25 protein-coding genes and 1 other annotated feature are annotated in these 24,004 nt (G+C 37.2%); of the genes, 1 reads left to right on the top strand and 24 read right to left on the bottom strand.

Going from position 1 to position 24,004, the window contains the following annotated elements; all coding sequences use genetic code 11:
* Positions 1-106: 106 nt before the first annotated feature.
* From gndA to MOO47_RS06180, 13 genes are all read right to left on the bottom strand, one after another.
* On the bottom strand, positions 107-1,522 hold the full coding sequence (gene gndA / locus MOO47_RS06240; RefSeq protein WP_249512598.1) for an NADP-dependent phosphogluconate dehydrogenase: 1,416 nt from the start codon (positions 1,520-1,522) through the stop codon (positions 107-109).
* 85 nt (positions 1,523-1,607) lie between these two features.
* Entirely contained in the window at positions 1,608-2,165 is a 558-nt protein-coding gene (locus tag MOO47_RS06235) for a DUF177 domain-containing protein (protein ID WP_249512597.1), read from the bottom strand.
* An 8-nt stretch (positions 2,166-2,173) separates the two neighbouring features.
* Positions 2,174-3,316 carry a nucleotidyltransferase gene (locus MOO47_RS06230; RefSeq protein ID WP_249512596.1) on the bottom strand — a complete coding sequence of 381 codons (1,143 nt, stop codon included), beginning with the start codon at positions 3,314-3,316 and terminating at the stop codon, positions 2,174-2,176.
* A 1-nt stretch (position 3,317) separates the two neighbouring features.
* Positions 3,318-3,671 carry a ribosome silencing factor gene (gene rsfS, locus MOO47_RS06225; protein WP_249512595.1) on the bottom strand — a complete coding sequence of 118 codons (354 nt, stop codon included), beginning with the start codon at positions 3,669-3,671 and terminating at the stop codon, positions 3,318-3,320.
* A gap of 14 nt (positions 3,672-3,685) precedes the next feature.
* Positions 3,686-4,264, bottom strand: a complete 579-nt coding sequence (gene yqeK, locus MOO47_RS06220; RefSeq protein ID WP_249512594.1) for a bis(5'-nucleosyl)-tetraphosphatase (symmetrical) YqeK — start codon at positions 4,262-4,264, stop codon at positions 3,686-3,688.
* Complete coding sequence (locus MOO47_RS06215) at positions 4,248-4,829, bottom strand: nicotinate-nucleotide adenylyltransferase (RefSeq protein ID WP_249513556.1); 582 nt, start codon at positions 4,827-4,829, stop codon at positions 4,248-4,250. The genes yqeK and MOO47_RS06215 overlap by 17 nt, the downstream gene beginning before the upstream one ends.
* A 70-nt stretch (positions 4,830-4,899) precedes the next feature.
* Positions 4,900-5,214 (bottom strand): YhbY family RNA-binding protein, encoded by a 315-nt coding sequence (locus MOO47_RS06210; RefSeq protein WP_249512593.1) that lies wholly within the window; start codon positions 5,212-5,214, stop codon positions 4,900-4,902.
* 13 nt (positions 5,215-5,227) lie between these two features.
* A complete protein-coding gene (gene yqeH, locus MOO47_RS06205; RefSeq protein WP_249512592.1) occupies positions 5,228-6,340 on the bottom strand; it encodes a ribosome biogenesis GTPase YqeH in 1,113 nt (370 codons plus the stop codon).
* A complete protein-coding gene (locus MOO47_RS06200) occupies positions 6,333-6,872 on the bottom strand; it encodes a YqeG family HAD IIIA-type phosphatase (RefSeq protein ID WP_249512591.1) in 540 nt (179 codons plus the stop codon). Before MOO47_RS06200 ends, yqeH begins: the two co-directional genes overlap by 8 nt.
* Before the next feature lie 72 nt (positions 6,873-6,944).
* Positions 6,945-7,301, bottom strand: a complete 357-nt coding sequence (gene rplT, locus MOO47_RS06195; RefSeq protein ID WP_249512590.1) for a 50S ribosomal protein L20 — start codon at positions 7,299-7,301, stop codon at positions 6,945-6,947.
* A 37-nt stretch (positions 7,302-7,338) separates the two neighbouring features.
* Positions 7,339-7,539: a 50S ribosomal protein L35 gene (rpmI, locus tag MOO47_RS06190; RefSeq protein ID WP_249512589.1), complete on the bottom strand. Its 201-nt coding sequence runs from the start codon at positions 7,537-7,539 to the stop codon at positions 7,339-7,341.
* A gap of 18 nt (positions 7,540-7,557) precedes the next feature.
* Positions 7,558-8,067 (bottom strand): translation initiation factor IF-3, encoded by a 510-nt coding sequence (infC, locus tag MOO47_RS06185; RefSeq protein ID WP_249513555.1) that lies wholly within the window; start codon positions 8,065-8,067, stop codon positions 7,558-7,560.
* A 52-nt stretch (positions 8,068-8,119) separates the two neighbouring features.
* Positions 8,120-8,228 (bottom strand) — a sequence feature (ribosomal protein L20 leader region).
* Between the two features lie 50 nt (positions 8,229-8,278).
* Positions 8,279-9,478 carry a metal-dependent hydrolase family protein gene (locus tag MOO47_RS06180; RefSeq protein ID WP_249512588.1) on the bottom strand — a complete coding sequence of 400 codons (1,200 nt, stop codon included), beginning with the start codon at positions 9,476-9,478 and terminating at the stop codon, positions 8,279-8,281.
* 155 nt (positions 9,479-9,633) lie between these two features.
* On the opposite strand from MOO47_RS06180, the gene MOO47_RS06175 reads away from it, so the two are divergent.
* Positions 9,634-10,809, top strand: coding sequence for a hypothetical protein (locus tag MOO47_RS06175; RefSeq protein WP_249512587.1), 1,176 nt, complete (start codon positions 9,634-9,636; stop codon positions 10,807-10,809).
* 43 nt (positions 10,810-10,852) lie between these two features.
* Here the strand turns inward: MOO47_RS06175 and MOO47_RS06170 are convergent, their stop codons facing one another.
* From MOO47_RS06170 to murC, 11 genes are all read right to left on the bottom strand, one after another.
* Positions 10,853-11,488, bottom strand: a complete 636-nt coding sequence (locus MOO47_RS06170) for a TetR/AcrR family transcriptional regulator (RefSeq protein WP_249512586.1) — start codon at positions 11,486-11,488, stop codon at positions 10,853-10,855.
* Position 11,489: 1 nt separating this feature from the next.
* A complete protein-coding gene (locus MOO47_RS06165; protein WP_249512585.1) occupies positions 11,490-12,599 on the bottom strand; it encodes an ABC transporter permease in 1,110 nt (369 codons plus the stop codon).
* On the bottom strand, positions 12,596-13,321 hold the full coding sequence (locus MOO47_RS06160) for an ABC transporter ATP-binding protein (protein ID WP_249512584.1): 726 nt from the start codon (positions 13,319-13,321) through the stop codon (positions 12,596-12,598). The genes MOO47_RS06165 and MOO47_RS06160 overlap by 4 nt, the downstream gene beginning before the upstream one ends.
* A gap of 131 nt (positions 13,322-13,452) precedes the next feature.
* Positions 13,453-15,396, bottom strand: coding sequence for a threonine--tRNA ligase (thrS, locus tag MOO47_RS06155; protein ID WP_249512583.1), 1,944 nt, complete (start codon positions 15,394-15,396; stop codon positions 13,453-13,455).
* A gap of 260 nt (positions 15,397-15,656) precedes the next feature.
* On the bottom strand, positions 15,657-16,562 hold the full coding sequence (dnaI, locus tag MOO47_RS06150) for a primosomal protein DnaI (protein ID WP_249512582.1): 906 nt from the start codon (positions 16,560-16,562) through the stop codon (positions 15,657-15,659).
* Positions 16,563-16,575: 13 nt separating this feature from the next.
* The gene (locus MOO47_RS06145; protein ID WP_249512581.1) at positions 16,576-17,883 is read right to left on the bottom strand and encodes a DnaD domain protein; all 1,308 of its coding nucleotides are present in this window, start codon (positions 17,881-17,883) and stop codon (positions 16,576-16,578) included.
* Positions 17,861-18,379 carry a transcriptional regulator NrdR gene (gene nrdR / locus MOO47_RS06140; RefSeq protein WP_249512580.1) on the bottom strand — a complete coding sequence of 173 codons (519 nt, stop codon included), beginning with the start codon at positions 18,377-18,379 and terminating at the stop codon, positions 17,861-17,863. Before nrdR ends, MOO47_RS06145 begins: the two co-directional genes overlap by 23 nt.
* Before the next feature lie 2 nt (positions 18,380-18,381).
* Positions 18,382-19,008, bottom strand: a complete 627-nt coding sequence (gene coaE / locus MOO47_RS06135; RefSeq protein WP_249512579.1) for a dephospho-CoA kinase — start codon at positions 19,006-19,008, stop codon at positions 18,382-18,384.
* Complete coding sequence (mutM, locus tag MOO47_RS06130) at positions 18,978-19,808, bottom strand: DNA-formamidopyrimidine glycosylase (protein ID WP_249512578.1); 831 nt, start codon at positions 19,806-19,808, stop codon at positions 18,978-18,980. The genes coaE and mutM overlap by 31 nt, the downstream gene beginning before the upstream one ends.
* Before the next feature lie 81 nt (positions 19,809-19,889).
* On the bottom strand, positions 19,890-22,550 hold the full coding sequence (polA, locus tag MOO47_RS06125; RefSeq protein ID WP_249512577.1) for a DNA polymerase I: 2,661 nt from the start codon (positions 22,548-22,550) through the stop codon (positions 19,890-19,892).
* Positions 22,551-22,673: 123 nt separating this feature from the next.
* Complete coding sequence (gene murC, locus MOO47_RS06120; RefSeq protein ID WP_249512576.1) at positions 22,674-23,993, bottom strand: UDP-N-acetylmuramate--L-alanine ligase; 1,320 nt, start codon at positions 23,991-23,993, stop codon at positions 22,674-22,676.
* Positions 23,994-24,004: the final 11 nt, after the last annotated feature.

Below are 24,004 nucleotides of genomic sequence, written 5' to 3'. Positions count from 1 at the left end.
AATATCCTAACAAACTATCTTACTAATTTCAATAAAATTTTCTTAATATCTAGAAAACTCGGTGATGATCTCACCGAGTTCCCCAATTTATTTTATTCTAAACTAATTACTGCTCTTGGTACCATGAATAGTGGAACGTACCCGGTCGATCCACACGTTGATAAGTATGGGCGCCAAAATAATCACGTTGTGCTTGAATCAAATTAGCTGGTAAAACTTCAGCCCGATAAGAATCATAATAAGCAATCGCTGCAGACATTGCTGGAACAGGAATTCCAGTTTGCACTGCCCAAGCAACAACTTCACGCGTTGCATCTTGATAATTAGCACAGATCTCTTTGAAGTAATCATCTAATAACAAATTATCTAATTGCGAATCTTTTTGATAAGCAGCTGTGATCTTTTGTAAAAACTGTGCCCTAATAATGCATCCTTCACGCCAAATATTAGCAATCTCACCATAATTCAGCTCCCAATCATATTGCTTGGAAGCAGCTTTCATTTGTGCGAAACCTTGGGCATAACTCATAATTTTACTAAAATAAAGTGCTTGCCGAATTTTTTCGGTGAAATCATTACTAATTTGCACGCTTAACTTAGAACCCGGAAGTTGTGAACTAGCTTGTACACGTTGTTCTTTGAAAGTTGAAATATATCGGGCATAAACAGCTTCAGTAATTAAAGACTGGGGCACACCTAATTCTAAGGCACTTTGCGAACTCCATTTACCAGTACCCTTATTACCAGCGGCATCTAAAATCTTTTTGACGATTGGCTCGCCAGTACCTAAATCATCTTTGCGAGTTAAAATATCTGCAGTGATTTCAACTAAATAACTGGACAATTCGCCTTGATTCCAATCATTAAAAGTCGCAGCCATCTCTGTTGTCGATAATTTACCTAAGTTAAGCATCAAATTATAACTTTCAGCAATCAATTCCATATCGCCATATTCGATGCCGTTGTGTACCATTTTGACATAATGACCGGCACCATTTGGTCCAATATATGCCACACAAGGCTGTCCATCATCAGTTTTAGCAGCAATTTGCTGCAAAATAGGCGCCACTAAATCATAAGCTGCTTTTTGACCACCGGGCATCAAAGAAGGCCCGTGCAAAGCTCCCAGTTCTCCTCCGGAAACACCCATACCAATAAAGTTAATACCTGATTTATCTAAACGAGCATTACGTTGCATTGTATCTTGAAAGAAAGTATTACCTCCATCAATCAAAATATCGCCACGATCTAGCAATGGCAGTAATTCATCAATCACTGCATCAGTTGGTTTACCAGCTTTGACCATCATAATGATGCGCCGAGGCTTTTCGAGGGAGTTCACAAAATCACTAATATTATAACTTGGAACTAATTTTTTATCAGGATGATCAGCGACTACTTTTTCAGTTTTAGCACCTGTACGATTAAAAATCGCTACTTCATAGCCACGGCTTTCAATATTTAATGCCAAATTCTTTCCCATAACCGCCATACCGATAACGCCAATTGCTGGTTTACTCATTCAATTCAGCCTCCCAATTTATTCAAAAATAATCAAAACTTAAACTTGAACTCCAATAAAACAAATTTCTTTCAGTATAACATACTCAATCTGGCTTAGAATCTGGAAATAATTCTTTTAATTTTGCAAATTGTTCATTAGTGGCTGTCTTATTGCCTGCAACAGTCTTATCGTATTCTTCTTCAGACATTACCTGCCACTCAGAACCAGCAGGCATTACACCATTTTGTTGCTCAGTGGGTGTCAAGACTTGGGTCGGAATACTCAACAAAATATTATCAGCAATGGCTTGTTTCAAATCTAACTTGCGATCATCTAAAACAATAATAATTTCTTGTGCATCCTTTTGTTCCGGCGTTAATACCTTTTCATCTACTGTATAAGCTTCATGAATCGTAAAATCTAAAGTTAAATCTACCGGTTTCAAACTTCTTGTGGACGGATAAACTAATTTTGTTTGCACAGTTAAATCGCTAAAAATCAGCGGTCCATCTAAACTAATCATTCCTTTAACATGCACAAGACTCATATCCATAATTTGTGAATCACGTTGTTTCAGTTCAGCAGTCAAATCCAAGTTTTGCTCCAATTGCAAGGGGTGGTGCCGATATTTCTCCAACTCAGCAGTGGACCATACTAACATATTTTCACCTACTTTCTCATAATTGGCTGACGACCAAAATTTTGTTCTGGCACTCCTAAAAGTTGTAACATCTGATCAACCTGAATTTCCTTAGCCATCAAACCATTTTTTTGCCCCATTTTTTGAGTAACTTTAGTTACAACAGGCAACGTAACTTGTTGTCTAATATTATGCAACTGTTGTCTGCCACGAGCATTAAAGCCTAAAACATGTAAATAACGTTTTGCACGCATCTCTTGCATTTGCTCAGTAGTAATATTTAATAAAGTATACAAACAAAGTCGTCGCAAACGGGCAAAAGTAAAGCGTTTGCTCTTAATTTTATACAAGAAATCTTGAAAATCAGTAGCATTAGTTATTTCTTGTTGCAATTTATATTGCAGACCTTCACTCATCTGATAAATTTGGCTTAATTCTGATAGATTTGCTGTTAATAATCGATACTTCAAATAAGGAAATAATTGCTCATTAAACAAAGCATTGTTAGACAACTGCTGCTGCACAAATGGTGGCACTGCAGTTGCATAATTTTGATTATTGAGCACCGCTGTACGAATCGCGCTCGCACTAGAAAAATAGGGCAATAAACGTGGATCATCATGTTGAACTCCACCAATTCTAGGTAACGGCAACAAATTGACAGCATAATCTAACTTACCAGCTGCCTGTGCATAAGCCACGCCTAATAATTCGTTGGGTTTAGTTAGCATAAAACCTAATTGCTCTTGCAACAACTGATTAAATTGCGTGGCATAGGTATTACGATAATCTTTAAATAAAGCGGGCTCAGTTGTTAATTCATTAAGTTGTTGTCCTAACTTCCAATAATCTAATGCTGGCTTTTCTGTACCAAATGCCAAATCAGTGACTTGTAATTCCCGCAGCAAACGTACTGCTTCTTCTGCAAACAAATCTGCCGGTTGAAGCGCACCATAAACGGGCAATTCAATCACCAAATCCACCCCGGCAGCCAAAGCCATTTGCGCACGCTGCCATTTATCTACTAAAGCTACTTCACCACGCTGAACAAAGTTACCTGACATAACAACTACTAAACATTCGGGATGCAACTTTTGTTTAACTTGTTGAATTTGCCACAAATGACCATTGTGGAAAGGATTATATTCTACAACTAGTCCAACAATCGTCATCTTAACTTAATAACGTTGTAACATCAATCAATGGTGCATTCGACCACAATTTTTCTAATTTATAAAAATCGCGTGCCTCGTTAGTAAAGACATGCACAACAACGTCATTTAAGTCCACCAAAATCCAATTAGAGTCCTTTTGGCCTTCTAAATGATTAACACTAACTTGCGCATTTTCTTCTTGTTCAACAATATTGTCCACAATCGCTGCCAATTGGCGTTGGTTGTCAGCAGAAGCAATCACAAAATAATCAGCCAGCAAACTAGCTTGGCTCATATTCAAAACCACAATATCATTAGCACGCTTAGCATCTGCAGCTTTTACAGCAATCTCCATCATTTTTTGACTGTTCATTGCTTACCTCATTTTTAATGTCCCGCCACCCAAGCATTATAGCTGGTAATAGTTTTGGGATAAATTTTAGTTTTTTTATTTAATAGAAGTTCTAAAGTATGGGTTAATTGATAGCGTACACCATCATCCAAATCAGCCAGGGTCACTTGTCTAGCTTCATCCACATTCATAAAATCGCGTCCATCTTCAATATAATCAGCCATAAAGACGATTTTATCTAACAAAGTCATTTGTGGAGCAGCCGTAGTATGATTGCGCACTGCATTCAAAATTTCCTCATCATAAATGCCCAATTCATGCTTAATGAAATAAGCACCAATTACACCATGCCATATCGCATTACCATAATTCAATAAATCAGGATCAAAATGTTCTTGTTTGATTACAGAAATGAACTCGGCATCGCTGCGCTCTTTGGCATAGTCATGTACTAATCCGGCAACACGTGCTTTGAGAACATCTCCTTGATTTAATTCAGCTAATTCAACTGCTTTATCAGCCGTTCGCAAACAATGTTGAAAACGATATTGTGATAATTGCGACTGCACCTTAGCTTGCAATTGTACTAGATTATAATCATTTTTTACGATCATTGAAATAAAGCCTCTTTTCGGCAATATATTGCAAAACCAAATCCGGAACATAATAACGTACTGAACCATTATTTTGCAGTGTTTTTCTAATCCAAGTGGAACTAATGTCAACTTCAGGCATATTTACCCAAATAATTGGGTAAGGCGAAGTTTGCGAAATATTAGGTCGCTTGACACCAACAAATTGCACCAATTGCACCAACTCATCAATGCGATGCCACTTAGGCAAGTAAGCAACCATATCGCCACCAATAATAAAATAATACTTATTTTCCGGATGCTCAGTTACTAATTGCTGAACAGTGTCATACGTGTAGCTAATACCGCCACGCTCAACTTCCATCAATCCTAAATCAAAATTCGTATGATTGATAATAGCGCGGCGCACCATTTCGACGCGATGCAAAACTGGCACCGCTTCTTTGTGATCTACATGTGGCGGATTGGCATCCGGCAAAAAAATAATTTTGTCTAAACCCAATTGACTCATAACTTGGTCAGCCATCATCAAATGACCAATATGTGGTGGATTAAACGTTCCACCTAAAATACCAACATGTTGCATGGAATCACTAGTTACAGTTTGAATTTGTGGAATAGTTACTGGTGTAACAGCTTGGCTCATCTTAAATCACCTACTTTATTTGCTCAACTTCTACACTCAATTGACGATTTTTCACCTTGGAAGCTTTTTTATAAAAAATTACTGTTCGTCCGATACTATTAACCCATTGTACTTGTGCATTAAATTGCGTTAAAGCAGTCGCCAAATCTTCTGGTGTTACCGTTGAATTTTGTAAAATGTTTACTTTCAACAATTCATGAGTTTCTAACTGCTGTAAAAGTTGTGCTAAAACAGCTTGATTAACTCCATTTTTACCAATTTGGAACGCTGCTGACAATGGTTGTGCTTTAGAACGTAAATATTTTCTTTGCTTATTTGTTATCATTACTGTCCTCAATTTAATTAATCAATGCCTGTCGCGTTTCTAGCGTAATTCCGGTAGGTAAATAGGCTTTCACTTGCACGTTAGCAGGCACACTAATCCAACCTAAACCAGAAAAAATGATATCACTTTTAGTAGTCAAGTTGAATTCTTGTCCGACTAAAGGTGGTAAATCTGTATTCAAATGTGGCGGTTGTAACAATTCACCCACATGTTGGCGATAAAATTGATCCGCATTAGCTAATTTAGTGCGATGCACATATAAATTATTTTCCACATAGGCAATAAAAGAACCTGGCTCCCCGGCAATAAAATCTAAACGTCCCAGCCCTGCTAAAAACAATGTCTGACCAGGATTCAATTGAAAAATACGCGGATGAATTTCAGCTTGGGGTGCAATATACTTTAATTCCTTAGGATCTAATAAATTAGCAATTTGCCCATCATGAATAACACCTGGAGTATCAATCAAATCACTACCATCATCTAGACCAATGTGGATCTCATTTAAAGTCGTTCCCGGAAAATTAGAAGTCGTAATTAACGCTGGAAAATCTGAACGTGCCTTGATAATTGCATTGATTAAAGTCGATTTACCAACATTAGTTGCCCCAATGATATAAACATTGCGTCCCTTACGCAAGGAATCAATTTTACGCAATAATTCATCAACTTGCGTCAATTTCTTGGCACTGACCAAAGTAGTTGCTAATGGCTTTAAACCAATTTGTTGTACTTGCTGTTGTAACCAAGTTTTAACTTTAGTTTTCTTATAGGATTTGGGTAACAAATCTGTTTTATTACCCACTACCAACAAAGGATTGTGCCGAATATATTTTTGTAAATCAGGAATCACACTGCCAGCAAAATTAAAAACATCCACTACGTAAACGACTAGTGCATCTTCTCGACCAATATTTTTTAATAACTTTTGAAAAAAATCATCAGCAAAAGAAACTGGCGTTATTTCATTATAGTGCCGTAACCGAAAACAGCGCTGGCAGTAAAGTTCATGATCATCAGCAGTAGCAAATTTTTGCAAAGCACTTGCTGGCACGTAGCCCGGTTGTGTTGAATTCGTACTTTGCAGCAACGCTCCACAACCAATGCAGTATAGTTCTTCAGTCATTTAAATGCTGCCTCCATTTTAAATTAGGATGTAGCCAACTATTAATCTTTAAAATAGGTCGCTCAAAAAAACGATTCACTCTAGTTTTTTTAGAATCAGTTGGAACCAATGGATGCACTAGAATCGTCTTAACACCGGCTAAATTTCCCGCCATAATGTCCGTCATTAATTGATCGCCCACCATTACAGCTGTGGCAGGATCAATTTTTTGATTTTTCAGATAGTTACGTAATTCAAAAGGCAAAGGCTTCAAAGCTCGTGCCACAATTTTGATATCAATGCCTGTTAATGCTCGCTGCACCCGTTCAGCACTATTATTAGAAACAATAACTAATTCAATACCATGATCTTGCAATTGCTGCATCCAAGTTATTAATTGATCACTTTGCCGATCTTCTTTGTTCCAAGGAACTAGAGTATTATCTAAATCAGACAAAACAACTTTAATTCCTTGATTCACAAACTCCTGCGCATCAATCTGCATAATTTGATCAACCATCATTGTCGGCTTAAAAAGTCCCAGAATATCCACCTCTGTTGATTTTATAATAAATTATTTACTTTAATAAAAACACGTAACTAGTCAAACTAGTTACGTGTTTGTTTACTTCAATGCGTCTTTAGCAGTATCGACTAACTTCTTAAATGCGCGTTGGTCATTAATTGCTAAATCAGCTAGCATCTTACGATTCATGTCAATGTTAGCTAATTTCAAACCATGCATTAACTTGCTGTAGCTAATATCATGCATCCGAGCAGCAGCATTAATTCGAGCAATCCACAACTTGCGGAAATCACGTTTCACTTGACGACGATCACGAAAAGCATAGTTATAAGAATTGAATAATTGCGTTGATGCAGCCTTAAATTGAATATGTTTAGAACCGCGGTAACCCTTGGCTAACTTCAGAACTTTCTTCCGACGTTTACGAGTTACTGTTCCACCTTTAACACGTGGCATAGAGATTCCTCCTAAAAATTGTAAATTTAACTAAAACTTATTTGTAGGTAGTTAACATTTGTTTGATACGTTTCATGTCGCTAGCACTAACCATTGTTGATTTAGCTAATTGACGACGTTGTTTTTTAGTTTTACCGTGAAAACGGTGACTTGTAAAACCATGGTCCCGCTTTAAGCCACCATTAGCCGTCTTCTTAAAACGTTTAGCTGATGCACGATGTGTTTTTTGCTTAGGCATTACAGAGATCCTCCTGCGTTAATTCTTCTTTTTATCATTAATTGGAGCAAGCATTAAGAACATGCTACGACCGTCCATTTTCGGACGCGTAATTACTGTGGCAACGTCTTTAGTTGCGTCAGCCATTTTCTCTAAAACATCCCGACCGATTTCTTTGTGAGTGATAGCCCGGCCACGAAATCTGATCGAAACTTTAACCTTAGAACCTTTTTCAAGGAATTTACGTGCATTTTTAAGCTTAGTATCGAAATCATTTTGTTCAATAGTAGGACTTAAACGCACTTCCTTGATACTGACAGTTTTTTGTTTCTTACGAGCTTCACGATCTTTCTTTTGAAGCTCAAAACGATATTTACCATAATCCATAATCCGAGCAACCGGTGGTTTGGCATTAGGTGAAACTAAAACGAGATCCAAATTAGCTTGTTCAGCTAAACGTAAAGCATCTTGTGTAGATTTAACACCTAATTGTTCACCATCAACCGAAATGACACGCAATTCACGTGAACGAATTTTATCATTCAAGATCATGTTGTTTTTGCTATTATTAGCTATGAGTATCCACCTCCGAAAATTTATCACTCACAAAAAAATGCGGGTGCCAAAGCACCCGCAATAATTAATCGATTATTATTATCTACCTAGTGGCCTATGGCTTAGGTGAGAAGCGGGAACTTCTGCTTGTTTCAATACAGATATCATTGTAACCATTAATGCACTCATCTGTCAACCACTAAATTTATCTAACTTTGATACCAGCTTGGTAAACTTCTTTATCAACTTGTGCCAACGCTGCAAGATTCTTTAAAGGATCGTCATTCAACACCAAAAAATCTGCATATTTGCCAGTAACTAAAGAACCGTAATCTCGATCAATCTGCAATAGCTCTGCGGCGTATTGTGTTGCTCCTAACAATACCTGCTGTGTGGTAGCACCAATTTCTGCCAGCAATTTTAATTCATTGAAAGTTCCTTGATCAAATCGATTATAAGGCGTCCCAGCATCCGTTCCCACAACTACTTTTAAACCTTTTTTTAAAGCTTTGGCAATATTTGCAAAAAAGATTTTTTTTACAGCTTCATTTTTACGTTGCATATAAGGTGGCAAAACGCCTTCAGGAGCATCAGCAATCGCCTGTGAAGCATTCAAAGTAGGCACTAAATAAATATTGTGCTGCTTCATAAAATCAGCTTGTTTATCATCTAAATAAATCCCGTGTTCAATAGAATCAACGCCAGCAGCCAACGACAATTGAATTCCATTATTGCCTTGGGCATGTGCTGCTACCGTCATATGCTTAGAATGAGCTTCTTCCACAGCTACTTTGAGTTCGGTCAGGCTTAATTCCGTGTCATCAACTTCATCAGTTGCTGACATCACGCCCCCTGTTGCCATCACTTTTATATTTTGAGCACCGTGCTTAAACTCTTCACGTACTGCTTGACGCATATCAGCGCCTGAATTAACAATATGCCCCCAAACTTGCTTACCATCATCGCCTTCAGGAAAATCACCATGACCGCCTAAAATCGTCATTGGACGCCCAGAAGCGACAATATGTGGACCTGCTATTTTACCCATTTGACGCAATTTCATCAATTTAACATCAACATCAAAAACTGCCCCACAATCACGAATATAAGTTACCCCTGACTTTAATAAATCTTGCAAATTGTTCAAAGCATTAACTGTTGCTTCAGTTTCCGTCAAATAAGCCGTTTTACTGTCGTTACAATCCATCATAATGTGCGTATGCGCATTAATTAGACCAGGCATCACATATTGCCCATGCAAGTCAATTTTTTGATCTGCGGTAGGAATTTTACTTTGACCAAAATTATTAATCCTACCTTTGGTATCAACTTCAAACCATGCATCGGTCAACCAATTTTGGCAATCACTACTTAATAGCTGACAATTATAATATAAAGTTTTCATGGTAAGACACACCTTCCCCAGCGATATATTGAAAAACTATATCAATTAAATTAACACACTTTTTTAGAAAATACTATTGAATTTTTAATTTTAATACTTTAGGATTAGTTGCAACTCATAATATTTTATTTCTGCGATTGGGGAGGTAGATTGAAATGAATGCAATTCTCGCTTTTGGAACGGTCATGTTGTTTTTGCTGATTGGCGAATGGATCTCTCATTTAACCAAAGCTTACGTACCATCTATTTTTGTGACGGCAATCTTATTTTTAATTGGTTATTGGACTTTTTTGCCTAAAAACATTGTTGCACAGGCTTCTTTTGGTCCAGAATTTGCCAACGTTTGTATATCATTGCTACTAGTCCATTTAGGAACCTTAATGAATCTCAAAGAATTATTACAGCAATGGCGCGCCGTTTGTATTGCTTTATTAGGCGTTGTCGGCACAATTTTATTGACACTTACCATTGGGACTTTCATTTTTGATTGGAAAACTGTTATTGCCGCTATTCCACCATTGACAGGTGGTTTAGTTGCAGCTCTATTAATGACCTCAGGGTTAAAAGCAGCTGGCAGTACGACTTTAGTTACCTTACCAATTGCAATGTTTGTTTTTCATTCAGTAATTGGTTATCCATTAACTGCGATTATGCTCAAAAAAGAGGGTCGCCGTTTAGTTACCAAATTTCGTAAAGGAGAATTAGACGATATAAATAACGAGCAAAAGCAAAATGCAATAACACAAAATAGTCTAATCGCTAAATTTCCTAGTGGTTTACAAACTGCTAGTTTTATTTTATTACGTATTGGTATAGTAGCACTATTGGCTAATGGTTTAGCACTTTTAACTAAAAATACTATTAATGCAAATGTATTATGCTTGATTTTTGGAGTCATTGCTCACCAATTAGGTCTATTAGAAGACAATGCTTTAAACAAAGCTGGAGTGTTCCAATGGCTAATGTACGGTTTATTAGCTTATATTTTTTCGCAATTGAATATCACGACACCACAAATCATCGGTCAAGTTGTTGTACAAATTATTGTTTTAATGTTCTTAGGTATTTTAGGTATGTTTACAGCTTCTTGGATTTTAGCTAAACCTTTCAAAATGAGTGGTGAAATGGCTTTTGCTTGCTCATTAACAGCCCTATTTGGTTTCCCAGCTGATTATATTTTAACTACTGAAATTTGCCAAAACGTTGCTCAGTCACAAGCAGAAGAAAATATGCTTGTTAATAATATGGTTCCCAAAATGTTAGTTGGCGGTTTTGCCACAGTTTCTGTCGCATCAGTCATTATTGCTTCCGTCTTTTTAAAATTACTTTAACAAAAAAAGCCTGACTAAATGTCAGGTTTTTTTACATATTTGACTACGGACGCAAAGCATGTTGCACCAAAGTAATCAATTTATTAACTTGTTGATCGTTAGTTGATAAATTGAGCGTACGGTGACAAATAAATTGGGTCAATAGCTGACTAGCAATCAACTGCAAAACATCACTTGCTTGCCAATTTGCAGCGACTTGCGGATCGGTTGCCAGTAACCGTTGTAAAACTTGCAAGATCTTTTGTAAATTAGGCTCTAATTGCATTATTACCTTAGAACGTAATTTGCTATCAACCAGCAACTGATTTAAGAGTATTAAAACCAATTGATAATTTTGTTCTACAAAAGCGTAACGATCAGCGATAAAGTAAGCAATCAAGTCATCGATTGAAGTAGATTGCTCACTCAAAGTATCGGCAAAATTAGCAGTTAAAGTGGGAATCATTTCTTCAATTAACGGCATGATAATTGCATCTAATAATGCTTGTTTAGATTTGAAATACTTGAACATTGTAGCATCGCTCATTCCCGCTTCTTGAGCGATTGCTGCCGTAGTTGTTGCCTGATAACCCCTTTGTGCAAATAATTTCACACTGGCTTGAATGATTTTGCGCTTACCTTCCGGCATTGGAGTTTGCATCAACCATTCAGAAAAATTAAATTTGTTTTGGTGTGCCATTTTAGACCTTCCTATAACGTCTTAACCCCCATATATTACCAGCAGTTAAAACAATTATAAAGATCAATAGTGCTAATAAATCGCCGGCAATTTGAGTAAATGTAGCATCTTTCATAATCACAGCGGTTAATGCATCAGCAGCATATTTCATTGGCAACACATCAGCTAACCATTGGGCCCAATTAGCCATGGACTCCAACGGGATAATCCCAGAGAAGAAAATTTGCGGAATAACAATAATCGGAATAAATTGGATCATTTGAAATTCTGATTTGGCAAAAGTTGACGTAAAGATACCTAAAGATAAAGCCACCAAAGCTAGCAAAATGGTAATCAATAAAACTAGCCACAAAGAACCTAAGACTTGAACGTTCAATACTGTAACAGTAAAAATGACAATCAACAAGGTTTGAATAACAGCTATCAGCCCATAACTTAACATGTAACCATAAATGATATCAGAACGTCTAACTGGTGTTACTAGTAGTCGTTCTAACGTTCCTGACGTACGCTCACTTAATAAAGCCATTCCCGAAATTAGAAAAACAAAGAAGAACACGAAAAATCCCATTAAAATCGGCATTAATTTAGCAAAAAAGGTTGAATTACCATTTCCATAGCGATAATCATTGTGGATTTTGGGAGTCGTCTGCTTTGTTTTTGGCTGTTGTTGTGCTGCTGTAGCCGGTAACTTTTGTTGGACCTGCTTAAATTGTTGTATTAAGCCATTCATTTTTTCCTGCTTTAAGACTGTTTGTAAAGCTGTTTTAGCCAATTTAGTTTTACTGGAATCAGTGTTGGCATAAGTTGCGTAAAAATTATTATGCCGCTTCTCTAAAGTGGAATCTACTTGCTCATTTTTAAGTGCTGTTTGCGCTTTTTGTTTAGAAGAATACGCTTTAACTTTAACATGTTGAACTTTGTTCAAGTCCTTCTGCAAAGTTTGCGAAACACCAACTGTACCAATTGTTACATTAGAAGTCATATTCACACTAAAAATATAGCTCATCAGTGCTAAAACAACTAGGGGAGCGATAAACATTAAAGCCAGCGTTCTTTTATCACGTAATAACTGTTTTAATACTCTTTTAGTAATGGCCCATATTCTCATGCCAGATCACCTTCAGCTTTCAAAAAGACTTCTTCAATATTAGCTACTTGATACTGCTTTTCTAAAATTTTTGGTTTATCGTTAGCAATCAATTTGCCATCCAAAAGTAATGCTACTCGATCAGTTAATTCTGCTTCATCCATCACATGCGTCGTCACCAAAATAGCGTGTCCATCATCTCGCAGGCGACTTAACTCGTGCCAAATTTGGCGTCGTAAAGCTGGATCTATTCCCACAGTAGGTTCATCCAACACTATTAGTGGCGGATTGCCTAACAAAGCAATAGCTAAAGACAAACGCCGTCTCATTCCACCAGAATAACTACCTACACGTTGTTTAATTTGATTTTTCAAATCAACAATTTTGGCAGCATGGTCAATCTGGGCAGGAATTTCTTTAGCTGACACGCCTTTCATTTGTGCAAAAAATTCTAAATTTTCATAAGCTGTTAAAGAATCATATAAAGCGTCATTTTGTGCCATATAGCCAATCTTTTTTAATAACTGACGTTGTGGCATCTGCTCACCAAAAACAGTTATTTGACCACCATCGGCTTTCTCCATACCTAAAGTAACTTTAATAATAGTTGATTTACCAGCACCAGAAGGACCGATTAAACCAACAATTTCTCCTTGATCAAGATTAAAAGATACATCTTCTAACACAGTATGCGTGCCAAATTTCTTATGCACGTGCTGTAATTGAACAATTCTTTTAGCCATTAGCTTGCTCCTTACTAATTTAATTTCGGTTAGTAAGTAATTACTAACCATAGCAAGTATACTTCTATAGCCCAATTTTTGCAAATAAAAAAGACAAGTTACCTTGTCAGCAAACTTGTCTTTATATTATTTTAGTCATTAGTACGTGAATAGTTATTGACGTCAGCCACGACACTATCAACAAACATATTGATATCTTCACTAGCACTAGCAGCTTCCCCATACTTACGTACTGAGACTGCCGCATTTTGCACTTCTTGATCACCAATAACGATGGTGTACGGAATTTTCTGTGTTTGAGCATCGCGAATCTTATAATTCATCTTTTCATTACGATCATCGATTTCTACGCGCAAACCTTTTTGGCGCATATTTTGTCGCAATTCTTCCGCATATTTTAAATGCAATTCATTTTTAACAGGAATAATCTTTACTTGGACCGGCGCTAACCAAGTTGGAAACGCGCCTTTATACATTTCAATCAAGTAAGCAATAAACCGTTCCATTGTCGAAATAACGCCCCGGTGAATCATGATTGGGCGATGTTCTTGCCCATCTTCACCAACATAACTCAAATTAAATTTCTCAGGTTGCATAAAATCTAATTGGATCGTCGACAATGTTTCTTCATTACCAAGCGCGGTTTTAGTTTGCACATCTAATTTTGGACCATAAAAGGCTGCTTCACCTTCAGCTTCATAATAATCCAAACCAAGATCATCCATGGCAGCTTTTAACATGCCTTGGGAACGATTCCACATTTCATCATCATCAAAATATTTTTCCGTATTAGCTGGATCACGATAACTTAAACGGAAAGTATAATCCTTGATATTGAAATCGTTATAAACATCCATCATTAACTGTAAAACTTTCTTAAATTCAGCTTGAATTTGATCTAAGGACACAAAAGTATGACCATCATTTAAAGTCATTTCTCTTACGCGTTGTAAACCAGATAAAGCACCTGATTTTTCGTAACGGTGCATCATCCCTAATTCGGCAATCCGAATCGGCAATTCGCGGTAAGAACGGACATGGTGTTTATAAATCTGAATATGGGAAGGACAATTCATCGGACGTAACTCTAAAAATTCGCCGTCACCCATATCCATTGCCGGAAACATATCTTCGCGATAATGTGCCCAATGCCCTGAAGTCTTGTAGGCATTCAAATTCATCAAAACCGGCGTATAAACATGCTCATAACCAGCAGCAATTTCTTTATCAGTGATATAACGCTCAATTGTTCGACGTACAGTAGCACCTTTAGGCATCCAGTAAGCCAAACCAGCGCCCACATCTGGATCTACAAAGAATAAATCTAGATCGCGACCAATCGTACGGTGATCGCGATCTTTAATTTCAGCACGTCGTTTCAAATCAGCTTGTAAGTCAGCGTCATTTAAGAAAGCTGTCCCATAAATACGTTGCAACATAGGATTACTGGATTTACCTTGCCAATAAGCCCCCGCCACAGACAACAATTTGAAGTGCTTCAAATCACTGGCTTTCGGGAATAAAGCATGCTCGCCAAAATCAATAAAGTCGTCCATTTTGAATACCGGAATTTGAACGCTATCGTAAGAATTAATAATGGCACTTTGATAAGGATCAGCGCTAAACATTGCCAATAATTCCGTTTTGTCCATTAATTGACGTTCAATGGGATGATTGTCTTTAATCATTTGCTCCATTGCTTTTGTGATATCTGCCAGTTCAGCTACACTAACTTGCGTTGGTTTTTTGTCCGTATCCAAGAAAAAACCGTCATCATTAACTTGTTTTTCACCAAAATTAATTTCTGGATACATTTGTTTTAAAGCAGCACCTAACAAAAACGCTGTTGTATCACGCGCAACTTGTTGAGCATCAGTATCTTTATCGGTCACAATTTCAATTTGCGCATCTTGGGTAATTGGTCGTTGTAGATCAATTAAAATTCCATTGACCTTAGCAGCAATAGCTTGCTTTTTAAGACTGTTACTGATGGAAGCTGCTACTTGCACTGCAGTAACACCATGATCAAAGTCTCTTCTTGAGCCATCAGGAAATGATAAAGTTATTTGTGTCATATCTATCCTCCAAATAATAAAAAAATCCCTTAGATATTAATCTAAGGGACGCCGATTGACGTGGTTCCACCCACTTAAAGTGCACAGTACTCTACTCTACAGTCTTTAACGCGACTAACCACCGTCATTTAATTTGTCTGTTATGGTTGAAGTCTTCAGTAAGTGACTTGCAGTCTAAGATCACTTTCCCTATTACAAAAACTCCAGTAGAACTACTTAATTATAAACACGGTTTTTAATATTTTGCAACTATCAATTATTTAATGGTTCTGATGTCTGCGATTAGTACCTAACACGACCACTTCTTGTGCTAAAAAATGAACTCGCTCCATGATCCGAGCAGCCTTAATTGGCTCTTGGTCGCCACGTTGGTTGACAGCTAAATGCTTTTGTAAATCAGCCATCGAAAAATTGGAAGAAAAGAATGTTGCCAATTTTTCTTGCATGCGATATTGCAAAATAACACCTAAAATTTCATCACGCACCCATGAACTCAAAGAATCCGCGCCAATATCATCCAGCATCAAAATTGGCACATCTTTGATCTGCTCAATTTTATCCATCACCGAATGATCATTAATTGAATTTTTCATTTGAACTGCAAAAGTTGGAAAATGAACTAGCATCACAGCAGTATTTTGGCTAACCAACTTTTTTGCAATCGCTGCTAATAAATAAGTTTTGCCAACACCAAAATCACCAGCCAAATAAAGTCCCGGCACAAAATTTTGCTGAGGATTATAACTAGTTAAAAAGCGCAAAGCTTGCAAATATGCCGCTTGACGTCCGGTATCTCCTTGAGCAAAATCATCCAAATCTGCTTGATCTAAATCACTAGCCATATCAATTGTCTGGAACTTATTTTTAAAAGCTTGCGCTTTTTTGTGCGCAATTAACTGCTGATCGGGTTCATAACTAACTAAAATATGTTGATTTTGCCAAATTAAACGAGGCTGATAACCAGCCAAACTCTTACTTTTAGCCTGCACAAATTCGTAAATAGCATCAACATCTTGTTGCAAAGCTACTGACTTAATTTGTGGATGACTTGCTAAAAATTGTTGCACATCTTCATCTTGCACTGCTTCTTGCAGTAATTCTTGATATTTTTGATTCCATTGATGTTGAGCAATAATATCAGCCATCTCTTGTGCTAAATTTTTCATAATTTTACCTCAGTTACGAATGATCTTTTAACTGTTGCTGCAATTTTTGTAATTCTGTTTGATCAACATTAGTGACTTTGTGTTTGGCCCAGTCTGTACCTGTTTCTACTTTTTGATTATTAGTTTTGCGATATTTTGGTGCTGCTGAATTCTTCTTAGTAGCAAAGTCTTGAATTCTTTTCACAGCACCGGGCGCATCCTGGACTTTATGCTGAACCCAGTCACTCGCAACTTTTTCCACAAAGCTTTGTGTCAGCGTAGACGAATTCTCCAAAACGTAAGCCACCAAGATATTTAAAACAGGAGCAGATAACACTTCACGCGATTGTAATTGGCGTAAAACACGTGTTTCTGAGCTATATACAACATCGCCATTTTTACTATGCTTTTGCATTGCCAAAAATTCCGCGGGTGACAACTGATTAGCCTGCTTAATTAATTCACGTTGCGTTGTGGTAAATTGTGACAAATCTTGATTATTAGCAACAGTTGCTTTTTGATTCAAAGTTGGGCGCAAATTAACCCTTTGTTCATAAGCTTTTTGCGTTTGACGCTGCAAATTTGTCATATCAATTTGGTTAGTATTGCGATTGACAGTTCGGCCCAATAAATTAGCCAATTCCATTTCTGAAACACCGTAAAAGACATGTAAATTAAATAATTCACTCTGATGCCGCATAACATCAGCTGTAGTAATTTGGTATTGCGCTACTAATTGTTGCAAAAAGTCCCAATCAAAAGTCGCCATTTGCTTAGTATTGTACTGAGGAACGTTAGCATTAATACTTTTTGACTGTTTTTCATCCGCAGTGAGTAAATTTTTATTCGATAATTGAAACACATCAAAGAAAGATTGCGTAATTTCTGTTGCTGCCGTCAATTTACGTGGGGTCGGACAATATTTTTGCTGTAACAATTTAAAATCATTTTGACCAATCTTTTCATATAAAAAAGTCTTCAAAATATTAGTCTGGAAAAATTCTTTGGGCGTAGCGGGTGGAGTTAACTGATAAATAAGATAATCCCCCCAGCTATCTTGACTAGAAAATGTGCGCAATAAACCAACGGCCTCTAATTTGATGCGTGCAACATAAAATGCAGTAGCATCAATATCCAATAAATTTAACAGCTGCGCATGAGCTTTGCGATCGGACAATAATGCTACTTGATGTCCCCATAATAACTGATATAAACTCAGCGCATCACTGCCAACCAGCGGCTGATACAAATCAATCAACACTTTCCGATCAAGATCCGTCAAAGTCTGCTCAGCTATCACCCAGTAACCTTGCATTGGATCAATCATTTTCTGCTTCATCATTGTACTTTTTGGCTCGCTTACTTTCTATATTTTGCAAATCATTTTGACTGACCATCATTTCTTTGACTTCCTTCATGAAGCCATTAATATCCGTGAATTGCCGATAAACACTGGCAAATCGAATATAAGTAACATCATCCAAAGTAGCTAATTGCTGCATCACATATTCGCCAATTTGTCGCGATTCAATTTCATTTTCATCAAGTGAACGAATGTTAGCTTCCACTGTATTGACCAATTGGTTCATTGTCGTTAATGAAATCGACCTTTTTTCTGCCGCTTTGATCAAGCCTTGTAAAATTTTTTCGCGCTTAAATTCTTCGCGATTGCCATTACGCTTAATAACCAGCAATGGAGGTTGTTCTACTCGTTCAAACGTCGTAAAACGATAACCACAATTTTCGCATTCTCGGCGACGACGGATAACCTTGCCTTCATCACTCGGACGACTATCGACTACTCGCGAAGAGTTTTGTTGACAATGGGGACAAATCATAATTAATTCTCCTTTGCTATCGTCTGTAATAATAGCTGCACTTGCTTTTGTAATTGTTGTTTTGATCCTTCATTATAGATCACATAGTCAGCTAATTTAACTTTTTGCTGTAAAGATAGCTGGCTATTAATTCGCTGACGAGCTTGAGTTTTGGTTAAATTATTACGTTGTTGGAGTCGAGATAATTGTTGTCGCTGGGTTGCCGTGACTACTACGATATAGTCAAATAATTTTTCATAATGTTGCTCATATAGTAATGGTATCTCAAAAAACACCGGCATTTCAGCTTCTCGTGCAGTGGTAATCAATTGCTCAATTCGCTGCCGAATTAACGGTTGCTCAATTTTATTTAACTGTTGTAAAGCATGGGCATCCTGAAAAACTAGCTGTCCTAAAAGCTTGCGATTGATCGTTTGATCGGGTAATAAAATTTCCTCACCAAACAATTCAATGATTTGCTGCCAACCACTACTACCTACAGCTACTATTTGCCTAGCCACCTCATCAGCATCAACCAACTTGTAACCTGCTGTTAATAAAATTTGTTGTACTGCTGTTTTACCTGTGGCAATTCCACCAGTTAAACCAATGACTTGCTTCATGACTGCAAAACCTGGCAGTGTGGACAAAAATGCGTTCCCCGACCAGCTACTTTAATTTTTTCAATAATCGTCTCACAGCGCTTGCAAGGCTTACCTTGTCGTCCATAAACATTCAATTGAAACTGAAATTCACCACTATGTCCTGTGGCATCAACATAACTGCGAATTGTTGTGCCACCGGCATCAATTGCTTTTTTAATATCTTCATTGATTCCATTATGCAAATCTTTCACTTGCTGTGTGGTCAATTCATTAGCTGGTTGTTCGGGATGAACTTTAGCAAGCCACAAAACTTCGTCCGCATAAATATTGCCCAACCCAGAAACTACATGCTGATCTAATAAAGTTGCTTTTACAGTTTTTCTCGTACTCTTTAGACCCTCTAATAAAGATTGATAAGTAAATTCTGGTGTCAATGGTTCCGGCCCTAATAAAGCGATCGACTTCACTTTTGTCACATCATTGGTGTCTACCAATTGCATACGACCAAATTTACGGACATCACGATAACCCAAATACTCTCCATTACTCAAATGAAAAATAATGTGCACATGTTTGTCAAAGTCACTAATCTTAGAACGAACTTGATACTTGCCTTCCATGCGCAAATGACTAATCATCGTCAAGCCATTGTCAAAATTGAAGAGTAAGTATTTAGCACGTCGACCAACATAGGCAATTGTTGCATCTATTAACTGTTCTTTAAAAGTGTCCACATCACCAACAATAATCTTGTCGTATAAAATATCAATAGCCGTTATCTTTTGACCGATAATCATTTTATTTAAACCGCGCCGAACTGTTTCCACTTCAGGTAATTCAGGCATAGACTCATTCTCCTTTATATTATTAAAATATTATTTTAACTAATAGTAGCCCATAATTCAGGCAAAAAAAAGGGTCTCTGCCTACCCTTTAGCATCATACCAACTTTTACCATGCGCAGACGATACTTTTAAAGGTACGTCCAGCTGCACTGCTGAATCCATAATTTGCGGTACTAATTTTTCTAATATTGGAATTTCATCTTCTGGAGCTTCAAAAATCAATTCATCGTGAACTTGCAAGAGCATCCGCGCTTTCAAATCTCGTTGGCGCAATTGCTTTTGCATATTAATCATTGCAATCTTAATAATGTCTGCTGCACTACCTTGAATTGGTGTGTTCATCGCCGTTCGCTCCGCAAAAGACCGTAAATTAAAATTACGAGCATGAATATCAGGCAAATAACGGCGTCGATGCATGATTGTTTCCACATAACCATTTTCGCGCGCCAATTGCACCATTTGATCCATATATTTTTTAACATCCGGATATTGATCAAAATAAGATTGAATAAATTGTGCAGCTTCAGTGCGAGAAATTCCAATATTTTTGGCTAAACCATAATCACTAATGCCATATACAATTCCAAAATTAGTAGCTTTGGCTTTGCGGCGCATATTTGGTGTCACTTCAGCTATATCGTCCAACCCAAAAATCCGCATTGCCGTGTGTGCATGAATATCATAATTTTCTTTAAAAGCTTGTTGCATATTTTGATCGCCCGATAAATGTGCTAAAACACGCAGTTCAATTTGCGAATAATCACTCGAAAAGATTTCCCAATCAGCTTGCTTAGGCACAAAAGCCTGTCTAATTTTACGTCCTTCATCTAAACGAGCAGGAATATTTTGTAAGTTGGGGTCAACTGACGACAAACGCCCTGTTTGCGTTAATGTTTGTAAATAACGTGTATGCACGCGTCCATCAGGTGCAATTGAATTCAATAAACCGCCAACATAAGTGGATTGAATTTTAGCAACTTGACGATAATTTAAAATATCTGCCACAATAGGCGCTTGATCGCGTAATTTCTCCAGAACTTCAACCGACGTTGAATAACCAGTTTTGGTTTTTTTGAGTGGTTTCAATCCTAAATCTTCAAATAAAATTTTACTCAATTGCTGTGAAGAATTAATATTAAACTCTTTACCTGCTTGCTGATAAATATCATTTTGCAATTGTTGTAAACGTTCGCCTAATTGATTTTGCATTTTGTACAAAATAGTCGGATCAACACGCACACCATCAATTTCCATATCAGCTAGGACTTGTGCCAACGGTAATTCAATTTCTTCAAACAATTGATCTTGATCATGTTGGCGTAGTTGCTCAGGCAACTTAGTTTGCAAATATCTGATTGCAGCAGCTTTGCTAGCTAGATGCTCCAACAGTTGTGCACTTTGAGGAACAGCCTTTCTGGCACCTTTACCGTAAAATTCAATATCTGGCAATAAGCCACTGTACCCATAAGTCTGTGCTAACGATCCCAAGTCATTTGAGTTATCATTAACATCTAACAAATATGAGCCAAGTAAAACATCAAACAGCACTCCATCCAAAATAGCACCATAGCGATGTAATGCGACGTAATCTCGTTTAAAATCAAATACATATTTGGCTTTAGCAGCATCTTGTAGCCACTGTTTAAATGACGCATCAGCTAGCAAACCAGCATCATCGCTCACCCAAACTTGTTCACTACTAGCAAATGCTAAACCAATGATAGGCGCAGTATGATAGTTATCTTCAATCATTTCCACTACTACACTAACTGGGGTCGTCGTTTCAATTAAATCTGGCAAAGTTGTTGCGTCTAGTATTTGGTAGTTAATTTGTTGTTGGCTTTCCATGTGATTAGGATCAAATGGCACTTTCATTTTATCTAAAAAAGACCGGAAATTTAATTTACGATAAAGGGGAATCAGTTGCTCTTCTTGATCACCTGCATATGCCAAATCTGCTAAATCAAGCTGCACCGGAGCAGCAGTATCAATCGTCGCTAATTTTTTAGACAAGAAAGCCTGTTCTTGATCACTTTGCAGATGCTCTTTTAATTTACTCGGCTTCATCATATCCAAGTTAGCATAGAGATTTTCTAGCGAACCATACTGCTTAAGCAACTTTAGTCCTGTCTTTTCGCCAACTTTAGTCACACCTGGATAATTGTCCGAATTATCTCCCATTAAAGCCTTTAAATCAATTAATTGTTCTGGTGTAATCCCTAATTTTTCTTGAAAATGTTCCGGTGTGTAAAACTCTAGATCAGACACTCCTTTGATAGTTACTGCTACAGTAATTTGATCAGTAACCAACTGTGTCAAATCACGGTCACCAGTTACTACTACAACTTGGTAACCTTGCTTTTGCGCAGTACGTGCCATCGTTCCAATAATATCGTCTGCCTCATAATTAGCTAATTCATAACTTTTAATGCCTCTAGCAGTTAATAATTCCTTGATACAAGGAAGCTGTTCACTAAATTCACTCGGTGTATGTGGTCGATTGCCCTTATAATCGGCATACATTTTAGTTCTAAAAGTCGTCTTTCCAGCATCAAAAGCAACTAACATATCTGTCGGTTTACTTTTAGACAAAATCAAATCCAGCATATTGTTAAAAGCATAAATAGCATTGGTATGCAGACCATCAGCATTTTTGAATTTCTCTAAAACGTTGTGCATGGCAAAAAAGGCTCGAAAGGCGATACTATTGCCATCAACTAAAACTAATTTTTTTGAATTCATTTAGCTACCTCGTTTTCTACTAACCTAATTTTACCAAATAACAATTTAAATATGTTTTAAAACGAGAAGTTTCAAGCTATGTAACAAAAATAGTCTAGTTTAAAAATTCAACTAGACTATTTTTTATCGTGTAGCTAAAAGCTGCTCATAAGCTTGCTCATATTTTTGAATATCGCCGGCGCCCATAAAAATAATAACAGCATTATGATATTGCAGTAATGGTTGCAAATTATCAAGTGTAACTACTTGCCCGCCATGCTGCAAATCAGCTCCAATATCTGCGCTGCTGATATCACCTTGTTGTTCGCGAATAGAGCCAAAAATATCAGTCAAGAAAACTTGATCAGCTTGATCTAAACTTTGAACAAATCCCTTAAACAAAGCTTTAGTCCGACTATAAGTGTGCGGCTGAAACACGGCAATAATTTCTTTTTCAGGATATTGTTGTCGCGCAGCATCAATCGTCGCTTTAATTTCCGAAGGATGATGGGCATAATCATCAATTAAAATCATATCACCCACTTTTTTCTCATTGTAACGCCGTTTGACACCACTAAAAGTGCTTAATTCATTTTGTAAATCAGTTAACGAAATTTTTTCTAAATAGCTGACTGCAATGACGGCCAAACTATTTAAAATATTGTGTTCGCCAAACATTGGAATTTCAAAACGACCTAAATTATTGCCTTGATGCAAAACTTCAAAACTTGAACCTGTCGTCGTACGTTCAATTTTCACTGCTTGAAAATCATCTTGTGCTTTTAAGCCATAATAATATAAAGGCACTCCTGGGCGTGTTTCTAATTTGCGAGCTAATGGATCGTCACCCCAAGCCAAAACAGCCTTTTTAGTTTGCGATACTTCACTCTGAAAAGCCGCAAAAACATCTGCTAAATCTTTAAAATAATCCGGATGATCAAAATCAATGTTAGTCACGATCAAATAATCAGGCTTGTAATCCAGAAAATGACGCCGATATTCATCAGCTTCAAAAACAAAAAATTGACTATCACGTTGACCTTTACCAGTTCCGTCACCAATTAAATAACTAGTTGGCTCAATGCCACCAATCACATGCGCTAGTAAACCAGTTGTACTAGTCTTACCATGTGCACCAGCAATTGCAATCGACGTATAACTATCGACTAATTTCCCCACCATTTCAGTATACTTAATGATCGGCAACCCCAATTGTTCTGCACGTTTTACTTCCACATTATCTGTTCCAAAAGCATTTCCTAAAATTAATGTCATTCCTGAACGAATATTGGCTTGATCAAAGGGTAAAACATCAATGCCAGCTTGCTGCAAACCTTTTTGCGTAAAAGTTTTTTTAGTAATATCTGAGCCTTGCACTTGATATCCTAAATCATGGAGCACTAAAGCCAGCGCACTCATGCCTGTCCCTTTAATACCCACAAAATGATAAAATACTTTATCCATGAATTATTCCT

The organism is Bombilactobacillus thymidiniphilus, assembly GCF_023380245.1.
Classification (GTDB): domain Bacteria; phylum Bacillota; class Bacilli; order Lactobacillales; family Lactobacillaceae; genus Bombilactobacillus; species Bombilactobacillus thymidiniphilus.
Note: the sequence above shows the minus strand (reverse complement) of the source record. Positions and strands in the feature narration are given on the sequence as shown.